We start from the raw sequence: 2,603 nt of genomic DNA on the forward strand, positions 1-2,603 counted from the left end.
GGCCGGGTCTCGGCGGCCGGCCGGCCGGCCAGCCCCCGGCACCGCGCGGTGTCCGACGCGATGCGGCAGCGCCGTATCAGGTTCGCCGCGGCCGCGGCGGCGGCCCTCGCGGTCGCCGGGCTCGGCGGGTGGGGCATCGCCACGGCCGGCTCCTCCGGCTCGGACTCCGGCGGCACCTCGCGCGACGACCAGGCGCCCACGCCCGGCCAGGGCGGCGAGGGCCACGGCACCCCGACCGCGCCCACCGCGGGGGCGCCCTCCCCGCAGGGCCGCACCGGGGCGCCCGTCGCGCTCCCGAGGTGGTCGGCCTTCCGCGCCGCACCGGCCGCAGGCGTACGGCTCACCGGCGGCCCGCGGGCCCTCGCGCTCGGCGGCGCCACGTACGTCTTCGCGCGCGGCGAGGACAAGAACGTCTGGTACGTCGTCCGCGACCGCTCCGGCTACGGCGGGTGGCACAGGCTCACCGGGATAAGCACGCAGGGGGACCCGGCGGTGGTCTCGGCGCGCGCAGGGCGGATCGACCTGTTCGCTCTCGGTACGGACGGCCTGCTCTACCGGCGTACCTTGGCCGGCGGCTCCTGGAACGCCTGGTCGCAGGTGGACGAGCGGACCCGCTTCGACGCCGCGCCGGCCGCGGCCTCCTCGGAACCCGGGCGGATCGACCTGGTCGGGCGGGTCGGCGGCGACCTGATCACCGCGTCCCTGGTGGGCGACCGCTGGAACGCCTGGGCGCTGGTCCCCACGGCCGGGCGCATCACCTCGGCTCCCGCACTGGTCTCCCGCGGACGCGGCACCCTCGACGCCTTCGTCGTGCGCAAGGCGGACGGGGCGGTGCTGCGGCTCCCGTACTCCTCTGCGGCCTGGCGGCCCTCCGTGGTCATCCCCGGCCTGGACACCACCTCCCGCCCCGACGCGATCGCCTCCGGCGGTCACCTCTACGTCTTCGCCGGCGGCGCGCAGGCCGCTGCCGCCTCCACCGCCGGGACCTGGTCCTCCGGGCGGCTCCCCGCCCCTCTCGCCGGTTCCCCCGGCGCGGCCGCCTCGGGCCGCTCGCTCTCCCTCTACGCCCTCACCCCGCAAGGCGCTCTCACCCGTGCGACCACCACGCTCTGACGCCCACGTGCCCCCGCGGGTCTCCCGTACCCGCCCCTCACCGGAACCCGCGGCGCCACCACTCCCGGCCTGCCTGCCGCACGCCCCGTACCTGCCGCCGGCGCCGCCGTCCCACACGTGAACCCGCACCCGACATCCGTGCCGCACGGGGTGCGCGGGCGGGAAAACCACCACCCGCGCACCCCCCACCCGCGACGGCGAGGAGCCTTTCCGCAGGCCGGCGCGCCCCTTCCGCCGGCGTACGCGCGCTGCCGCGCCGCGGCCCCCACCCCGCGCGGGAGGCGCGAACGCGCAGAGCTCGGTCCGCTCGCCCAGCCGGTAGGCTGGTGACGTGGCGATCGTCGATGTATCCGAAGAACTGAAATCCCTCTCCTCGACCATGGGGTCGATCGAGGCCGTCCTCGACCTGGACCGGATGCGGGCCGATATCGCCGCGCTCGAAGAGCAGGCCGCGGCGCCGTCGCTGTGGGACGACCCGGAGAGCGCGCAGAAGATCACCAGCCGCCTCTCCCACCTGCAGGCCGAGCTGCGCAAGGTCGAGGCCCTGCGCGGCCGGATCGACGACCTCGCCGTTCTCTTCGAACTGGCCGAGGCCGAGGACGACGCCGACACCCGGACCGAGGCCGAGGCCGAGCTGGGCGCCGTCCGCAAGGCGCTGGACGAGATGGAAGTGCGGACCCTGCTGTCCGGGGAGTACGACGCCCGCGAGGCCCTGGTCAACATCAGGGCCGAGGCCGGTGGCGTGGACGCCGCCGACTTCGCCGAGCAGCTCCAGCGGATGTACCTGCGGTGGGCCGAGCGCCACGGCTACTCCACCGAGGTCTACGAGACCTCGTACGCGGAAGAGGCCGGCATCAAGTCCACCACCTTCGTGGTGAAGGTGCCGTACGCCTACGGCACCCTCTCCGTCGAACAGGGCACCCACCGCCTGGTGCGCATCTCGCCCTTCGACAACCAGGGCCGCCGTCAGACCTCCTTCGCCGGCGTCGAGGTCCTGCCGGTCGTGGAGCAGTCCGACCACGTGGAGATCGACGAGTCCGAGCTGCGGGTGGACGTCTACCGCGCGTCCGGGCCCGGTGGCCAGGGCGTCAACACCACGGACTCCGCGGTCCGGATCACCCACCTTCCCACCGGCATCGTGGTCTCCTGCCAGAACGAGCGCTCCCAGATCCAGAACAAGGCCAGCGCCATGAACGTCCTCCAGGCCAAGCTGCTCGAACGCCGCCGTCAGGAGGAGCAGGCCCTGATGGACTCCCTCGGCAAGAGCGACGGCGGCAACTCCTGGGGCAACCAGATGCGTTCCTACGTCCTGCACCCGTACCAGATGGTCAAGGACCTCCGCACCGAACACGAGGTCGGCAACCCCCAGTCGGTCCTCGACGGCGACATCGACGGCTTCATCGAAGCCGGTATCCGGTGGCGCAAGTCCCGCGAGAAGACCGCGGCGTAACCCCGCCGCGCGCCGCACGGGTCACAGACCCGCGGGCGGC

At 74.4% G+C, this 2,603-nt stretch carries 1 protein-coding gene and 1 pseudogene; both read left to right on the forward strand.

Annotation, left to right across the window (positions count from 1 at the left end):
- A pseudogene (locus tag VIW71_RS18515) lies at window positions 1-1,113 on the forward strand (serine/threonine protein kinase); the annotation flags it as partial.
- Between the two features lie 331 nt (window positions 1,114-1,444).
- Entirely contained in the window at window positions 1,445-2,563 is a 1,119-nt protein-coding gene (prfB, locus tag VIW71_RS18520) for a peptide chain release factor 2 (RefSeq protein ID WP_331623456.1), read from the forward strand.
- The last annotated feature ends 40 nt before the right edge of the window (window positions 2,564-2,603 follow it).

Source organism: Streptomyces sp., from assembly GCF_036524955.1.
Taxonomy (GTDB): domain Bacteria; phylum Actinomycetota; class Actinomycetes; order Streptomycetales; family Streptomycetaceae; genus Actinacidiphila.